The sequence below is a fragment of the Actinomycetota bacterium genome (genome assembly GCA_009923495.1).
GTDB lineage: Bacteria > Actinomycetota > Actinomycetes > S36-B12 > UBA5976 > UBA5976.
In genome coordinates, this window is record RFTJ01000029.1 from 1 (window position 1) to 7331 (window position 7331).

General features: G+C 47.0%; 7 protein-coding genes. 5 read left to right on the plus strand and 2 right to left on the minus strand.

Annotation, left to right across the window (positions count from 1 at the left end; all coding sequences use genetic code 11):
• Together EBS36_07040 and purE are read left to right on the plus strand one after the other, a co-directional pair.
• A partial coding sequence (locus EBS36_07040; GenBank protein ID NBU32901.1) for a 5-(carboxyamino)imidazole ribonucleotide synthase occupies positions 1–321 on the plus strand: 321 nt, incomplete at its 5' end.
• Entirely contained in the window at positions 314–847 is a 534-nt protein-coding gene (gene purE, locus EBS36_07045) for a 5-(carboxyamino)imidazole ribonucleotide mutase (protein ID NBU32902.1), read from the plus strand. The genes EBS36_07040 and purE, both read left to right, overlap by 8 nt.
• Here the strand turns inward: purE and EBS36_07050 are convergent.
• A complete protein-coding gene (locus tag EBS36_07050) occupies positions 819–2141 on the minus strand; it encodes a UDP-glucose/GDP-mannose dehydrogenase family protein (GenBank protein NBU32903.1) in 1323 nt (440 codons plus the stop codon). The genes purE and EBS36_07050 overlap by 29 nt on opposite strands.
• Positions 2142–2176: 35 nt before the next feature.
• Here EBS36_07050 and EBS36_07055 point away from each other — a divergent pair, with 35 nt between their 5' ends.
• The gene (locus EBS36_07055) at positions 2177–3172 is read left to right on the plus strand and encodes a glycosyltransferase family 2 protein (protein ID NBU32904.1); all 996 of its coding nucleotides are present in this window, start codon (positions 2177–2179) and stop codon (positions 3170–3172) included.
• Positions 3173–3179: 7 nt separating this feature from the next.
• Here the strand turns inward: EBS36_07055 and EBS36_07060 are convergent, their stop codons facing one another.
• Positions 3180–4652 (minus strand): LytR family transcriptional regulator, encoded by a 1473-nt coding sequence (locus EBS36_07060; protein NBU32905.1) that lies wholly within the window; start codon positions 4650–4652, stop codon positions 3180–3182.
• A gap of 191 nt (positions 4653–4843) precedes the next feature.
• On the opposite strand from EBS36_07060, the gene EBS36_07065 reads away from it, so the two are divergent.
• Together EBS36_07065 and EBS36_07070 are read left to right on the plus strand one after the other, a co-directional pair.
• A complete protein-coding gene (locus EBS36_07065) occupies positions 4844–6655 on the plus strand; it encodes a hypothetical protein (GenBank protein ID NBU32906.1) in 1812 nt (603 codons plus the stop codon).
• Between the two features lie 37 nt (positions 6656–6692).
• Positions 6693–7331 (plus strand): nucleotidyltransferase family protein (locus EBS36_07070; GenBank protein NBU32907.1); only part of this gene is annotated, 639 nt, incomplete at its 3' end.

Here is a 7331-nt window from a genome sequence, read left to right on the forward strand (position 1 = left end):
CACTGGTCAATGGATGGCGCAGTAACTAGCCAATTTGAAAACCATCTGAGAGCGGTGCTTAATTGGCCTCTGGGCTCGCCTGCGGCAATCGCACCCCACACAGTTATGGTTAATCTCTTGGGCAAAGATCTTGATAATTTACAATCTGCCTATCGACATGTCATGGCCCGCGACCCAAACATAAAGATTCATTTGTATGGAAAATCGGTAAAGCCTGGACGAAAAATTGGACATGTGAACTCGGTAGGTGACAATCTAGAGGACTTAAAGCAACGTGCCTGGCACGCAGCCGACTATCTAACTGGAGTTATAGATGAGTGAGCAACCGCTAGTTGGTGTAATCATGGGCAGTGACTCTGACTGGGATGTAATGGAACCAGCCGTTAGTGCACTTGCCGAATTAGGTGTCCAGGCAAAAGCCCAGGTCGTATCAGCACATCGCATGCCTGAAGAAATGGTCGAGTATGCAAAGTCTGCTAAAGAAAACGGGCTGCGAGTTATCATCGCAGGAGCTGGTGGCGCGGCACACTTGCCTGGAATGGTTGCATCCCTCACCACTTTGCCGGTAATTGGCGTACCAGTTCCGTTGCAACAATTGGAGGGTCTCGATTCACTACTTTCAATCGTGCAAATGCCAGCTGGGGTCCCAGTTGCGACGGTCGGTATCGGAAATGCCAAAAATGCTGGCTTGCTAGCGGCTCGGATTATTGCCAGTGGCTCTGACTCCATCGCTACTGAGGTCGCACTAAAATTAGAAAAGTTTCAAGATGAACTGAGACAATTAGCCACTGATAAAGGCGAAGAACTTATCGCTCGAATTACGAGCCAGGTTTACCCAAAAAGCTAATCTTCCAACCAGCTGCAGTCCACTTTTCTCGATCAAGCATGTTTCGACCGTCAATGATTACTCGGTCAGCGACTAGATTGCCCAAACTGTCTGGATCTAGTTCTCGATACTCTTTCCATTCTGTTAAATGGATCAAAATTTGTGCGCCTACGACTGCCTCAGCAATTGACTCTTCGCAATGCAAATCGGGATGGACACGTCGCACAACAGGCAAGGCGATTGGATCATGAACGGTTACCGCAGCACCCTGAATAGCCAATTCACGAGCCACAGATAACGCTGGGGAATCTCTAATATCGTCGCTATCTGGTTTAAAGGCGGCACCAAGGATTACTACTTTCGCCCCAGAGAGATTGCCGCCCACCAATTCTGCAGCGCGATTCACCACTAATTCGCGCCGCATCTGGTTTACTCGTCCCACATTTGCCAAGAATTCAAACTGTTCGGATAGGCCAAGTTCAATGGCACGAGCGTGCAGAGCCTTTATGTCTTTTGGTAGACAGCCGCCACCAAAACCAACACCTGCGTTTAAGAATCTGCGACCAATCCGAGTGTCATGTCCAATTGCATCAGCGAGCTGTGTGATGTCAGCTCCGGCCGCATCGCAAAGGTCTGCAAAAGAGTTAATAAACGAAATCTTGGTCGCGAGAAAAGAGTTGGCTGCTACCTTCACTAGTTCGGCGGTTGCGTAGTCTGTCGTGATAAATGGAGTTCCTTCTGCAATTGAGGCCGCGTAAACCTCTCGCAACTTTGTCTCATCTTTTGATTCGGTAATTCCAATGACAATTCGATCTGGATGCAAAGTATCTTGAACCGCAAAGCCTTCGCGCAAGAACTCAGGGTTCCAAGCTAGATGCGCCTGCTGGCCAATTGGCGCGTTTGCTGTCAGGTAATCCGCCAGTCGTTGGGCGGTCCCGACTGGAACAGTTGATTTACCAACAACCAGACAAGCCCGGTCGAGGTGGACGGCCAGCGAGGCAATTGCACCATTTACTTGTGAGAGGTCAGCTGCATCTGAATCTTTAGACTTTGGCGTGCCTACGCACAAAAAATGAACATCGGCAGCCTGTGCCACCTCTGCCCAATCTGTTGTAAAAGTTAAGTTGCCCGAGGCTAATGCTTGATTAAGCAGTTCCTGCAGTTCCGGCTCATGAAATGGAACTACGCCTGAATTAAGCGATGCGATTTTTTCCGGATCAACATCTAGTGCGATTACTTTGTGGCCAAGGCTGGCCATGCATGCAGCATGGGTAACACCTAAGTATCCAGTTCCGATAACCGAGAGATTGGTCATGCCCACAACCTTATCGGACACGCTAATCTTGGTTTATGCGAACCTTGCCTAATCTAGCCGTGATTATGCCGGTTTTGAACGAGGAAAACCATATCTTATCTGCGGTAAATGCGATTTTGACTCAAGAATATGCAGGTAGGTTAAAGCTGGTTTTAGCCCTTGGTCCTTCTACCGATAGAACTAATGAAGTTGTTGCCGAAATTCAAAAATTGGACCCAAGAATATTGGTTGTGCCGAATCCGTCTGGACGTACGCCAGATGCACTCAACGCAGCGATTGCCGCAACCGATGAATCAATCATTGCAAGAGTAGATGCCCACAGCGAGCTTTCGGAAGGTTATCTAGCCAACGCAGTTGAAACATTGTTACGCACTGGAGCGGACAATGTAGGCGGGATCATGGCAGCAGAAGGTAAAACCCTTTTTGAGCGAGCCGTAGCTACGGCAATGACTAGCAAACTAGGTGTTGGAGCAGCAGCTTTCCATGTTGGTGGCAATGAAGGCCCAGCAGACACAGTTTACTTAGGCGTTTTTCTAAGATCGGCACTCGAACGAGTAGGTGGATACGATCCAAGTTTCACTAGAGCCCAAGATTGGGAAATGAATTATCGAATTCGCAAATCTGGTGGAAAAGTCTGGTTTACGCCAACTCTAAAAGTCACTTACCGTCCGCGTTCGACTGTCCGCGCGCTGGCCAAACAGTATTTTCAATATGGACAGTGGCGACGCAAAGTTATGCGCGAACATCCCGATACCGTCAAAACCTTTTCAGCATTTCGCTACTTTGCCCCACCACTGGCCGTAACTTTAATTTCCTTAGGACTAGTAATCGCAGTAGTTGGATTTGCTTGCGCAACATCCCATCTGACCTTCTGGGGACTGCTACCTTTGACTACATATCTAATTTCGATATTGGCAGCGAGCCTCTTTCTGGCCAGGAAATCCGGCAAGGCAGCGCTCTATCTGCCACTGGCACTTCCAGTTATGCACTTTTCTTGGGGAATTGGATTTCTGAAATCGACAAAAAACTAAACCTGAATTATTTGGTGCGGTTATTTCCAGCAGAACAAGTTTGAGTACCTGCATCAATTCCGCCGTTATTGCCGTTATTTGCATCAGTTACGGCTAGGACAACTTTTCGGGCATTGGTCCAGTTTGCCCCGACAAAAAGTTGTACTCGCTTATCTAGCGAATCATCTTTGACTAGGACTTTGGTGCGTGCTGAGTAGCCCAAAGTGCGGGCACTCTCAAAGAAGTCCTTGTTGTACTTAACTCTGGTTTTCGCAAATTTGTTAGGAGCGTTAGAGATTTGACCAATGATGAAACCTTGAGCTCGAAGTTGGTTTGCCGCCTTTGTGGCCAGTCCAGTTTTGCTAGTGGCATTAAATACATCAACGATGATGCTCTCTGGTGGAGTAATCAGATCAGAACTGGCACTTGGAGTTGGTGCTGGAGATTTACTGACACTCGCAGATGCACTGGGCGACGGCTTGACCGGTGGCCAAGGTCGATCATTTCTGATTGCTTTCCAGAGCTGATCTGTCTTTTTTGTCCAACCAACATTGCCACCACTTATGAATTCGAACGGAGTAGCTACCAGTTTGATATTTTTTGGTGATAATCCGGTTAGTGATAGTCCGAATCTTTCTAGGTTGCGTACATTTGCGAAATCCGCACTAGTCGTAAGCGATTGGGTAACAGTATTTGCCGTTGAATAAAGCAGAGACGGGTTTCGCAGAATCCCCTTTTTTTCAACGCTGCGAATCATCGAACTAACAAATTCTTGCTGTCGAGTAATTCTTCCAATGTCGCTACCATCACCGAGAGATTCACGCGCTCGGACAAACTTTAAAGCTTGTTCGCCATTTAAATTGCTAAATCCAGCCGGAAGATTAAGCCCAGAACCGCCAACACCCTTGATAATCGGATCATAAACAGGAGTGGTGAAGCAAACCTCAACACCACCAAGAGAGTTAACCACCGTTTTAAATGCATTGAAGTCGACAACTATGAAGTTGTTAATACGAATGCCAGTTAGTGATTCAACTGTTTTAATCGTGCAAACTGGTCCACCCACCGAAAAGGCAGCATTGAACTTGGTTGTCCACGGTCCCACATAACCACCACTAGGGGTCTTGCACTTCGGAATTGTCACATAGGAATCACGTGGAATTGAAACAACCAGAGCACTCCTTCGTCCTTCATAAATGTGCACTAGCAAGGTGGTGTCAGATCGCTGCCCAGCAACGTAACCATATCCCTGATTACCCTTGCCGGTTCGAGAGTCGGAGCCCATAATCAGAAGATTCGTTGCACTCGTATCAGTCTGAATTGGTGCAATCGGTCGATTAGTACTGTTATCTAGTTCAGAAGTATCAATTTTCTGGATGTTCTTCCCCAAATTATTAATGGCAGTGATAGCGCCTGCGCTTACTGCCGAGAGAAACAGAATCGACGCTGCGGCCACAGCAGTGAACCGGCGTGACCAGAGGTGTGAATGTACTTTCTTCACACTTCGTCTGCCACGTTTGGACACCACTTAACTCCTTGTATCAAATCCAGCACGAATCTGGAAAGACCTTTATCTAATGATGCTACGCGATACCTCAGGTATCCCAAAAATTTTTGTGACTATTGCTCAAACCACAATTAAAATCAACAGGGTAACCCCGATTTTTAGCGATATTGGTGCAGACTTTAGATATGCTTCCCCGCAAAATTACCTGGCTAGTAGGCACTGCCATATTTTTTGCTATTTCCGCTTTTGACTTTTCCCGAGCTTCGGTATTTGGGTTTTCCCCAGCTAATTCGAATCTTTCAATTCAGGAGTTGAGCCTGAAATCGGAAAACATTCGGCTATCGGGAAAATTCGTGATACAGCAGGTCTTGGTCAAAGCTAAAATTAAACCCTTCTCTTTGATCGGTGCTACCTGGACTGGCAAATTGCCCCAGAATATGCAGATTCAGGTAAAGGTGCATGAGCCATCGGGATGGACGACTTGGCTGCCGTTGGAATATCACGAAGATCATGGACCTAATCAAGCTGAAGTTCCGTCAGGCAGGGTGCGCAGTGGGACTGATCCACTAGTTACGGCCGTTAGTGATGGCATCCTTATCCGAACTATAGGTACTGACCCACAATTGCCAAGCGATTTTGCAATCTCACTGATTCATTCGCCCATCAGTCCAAGAGATAGAAATACATTTCTAGGTGCGCGAGCAGGAGGGTTTGACCGGCAGGGTCTGGGCGCTGTCACTACAAAATCTGGAGCCATAGTCAATAGACCTGAGATTATTACTCGGGCACAGTGGGGCGCTGATGAGAGTTGGCGAGACCCAACTCCGCGAATTGGTGAAAAAATAATCGCTGGTTTTCTCCACCATACTGCCACCACAAATAGTTATGACCCTGCTGATGGACCTGGACAAATGCGGGATTTATATGCCTACTTTATTAAAGTCCGAAAGTACTCAGATATTGCATACAACTTTCTAGTTGATCGCTACGGAGTTATTTATGAAGGCCGAGCGGGTTGCCCAGTTTCGGCATCACCAACATGCGATGGGCCGAGTAAGCCAGTAACTGGTGCGCACACCGCAGGAATGAATCGAAATACTTTTGCGATATCAGTTATGGGAAACTTTGAGACAAGCAAGCTCGATAGTCAATCTGCAGAACCAATGCTGAATTCAATCGCTGCTCTGATGGCGTGGAAAATTGCTCCATACAATTTAGATCCGGCAGAAATTGCGAAAATTCACTCCTCTGACACCACTGGGCTTTCTAAATTTCCAAGCGGCACAATCGCCAATGTCCCAGTAATTTCTGGTCACCGCGATGTTGGGAAAACTGTTTGTCCAGGGAAGTACCTTTATCCGTATCTGCCAGAGATTCGGCGTCGAATTTCTGGACTGTTGATGGGAAAAATTCAAAATTTAGTGGTTAGCCCGCTTCTACAGCTGGCATCGGAAGAATCCCCGATAACCGTAACTGCGAAAATCCCAATCGCCGCCCTGTGGAATGTCACGGTAATCTCAGCCGAATCCGGTGAGGTGGTATTTACTGATTCTGGCACCCAAAAAAATAATGCTGATTTTGTGTATCACTGGAATGCAGCAAGTTCAACAGAAAAGGAATTTCCTCCAGGCGTTTATGCGCTTTCGGTAAGTGCAACCATTGGACAGAAGCAATTGCCAACTGAGACCACCATGATCACATTGGGTAGCATTCCGAGTCAATTGACGGGAGTGCGGGTTAAACGTACTTCTAAAAATGCTGTTGCTGTTAGTTGGGATGCAACAGAAGCCGCAGTACCGCGAGCCTATGCAATTCTTTATCGAACCTCAGCAACATTGGGCAAAACTTGGAGTACCTGGAAGTCGCTATCAATAGATACTGTTTCCAAAACTTTTACCAGCCGAGCCGTTAATAAGAAGATCTACATTGAGATAAAACAGGTGAATTTAATGGGGGAGTCACGAGTAAAGAGGATATCTTTCATTTCCAAATCCTGATGTGGCTGTGCTTATTGTGTTGTGCGACACTTGACTCATGACAGAAGCAATCCTGCTGGTGGGTGGTCAGGGCACCCGGTTACGACCGCTTACGATTTCAACGCCCAAACCGATGTTGCCAGTAGCAGGTTTTCCTTGCACTGAACATCAGATTGCCAGAGCGCGAGAAGCAGGAATAACACGCATAATTTTGGGCACCAGTTATCGGGCGGAGGTTTTCGAACAATACTTTAACCATGGCCAAGCCCATGGAGTCGAGTTAGTTTATGCCGTTGAAGATGAACCGTTGGGTACTGGTGGCGCGATTCGAAATGCTGCTAAACATTTGACCTCGCTACCAGATGAACCTGTCGTGGTATTCAATGGTGATGTGCTTACTGGTTTGGATATTGCCGGTCTCATAGAAAAATGGCGAGCTGACAATGCAGACGTGGCCCTCTATTTAACAAAAGTTCCTGATCCACGAGCGTACGGACTGGTACCTACTGATGAATCTGGAAAAGTATTAGAGTTTCGCGAAAAGCCAACTACGCCTGAAGAAATAGTTACTGATCAGATAAACGCTGGTTGCTACGTATTCAGGCGCAGTGTCATTGATTCAATTCCTGACGGCAGACCAGTTTCAGTAGAGCGTGAAACATTTCCGAATCTACTTGAAAGCGGCGCGAAGGTGATT

What these genes read in the sequence shown, in the direction of transcription:
- purE (NBU32902.1), top strand. Translation starts at nt 314, where the DNA reads ATGAGTGAGCAACCGCTAGTTGGTGTAATCATGGGCAGTGACTCTGAC.
- EBS36_07050 (NBU32903.1), bottom strand. Translation starts at nt 2,141, where the DNA reads ATGACCAATCTCTCGGTTATCGGAACTGGATACTTAGGTGTTACCCAT.
- EBS36_07055 (NBU32904.1), top strand. Translation starts at nt 2,177, where the DNA reads ATGCGAACCTTGCCTAATCTAGCCGTGATTATGCCGGTTTTGAACGAG.
- EBS36_07065 (NBU32906.1), top strand. Translation starts at nt 4,844, where the DNA reads ATGCTTCCCCGCAAAATTACCTGGCTAGTAGGCACTGCCATATTTTTT.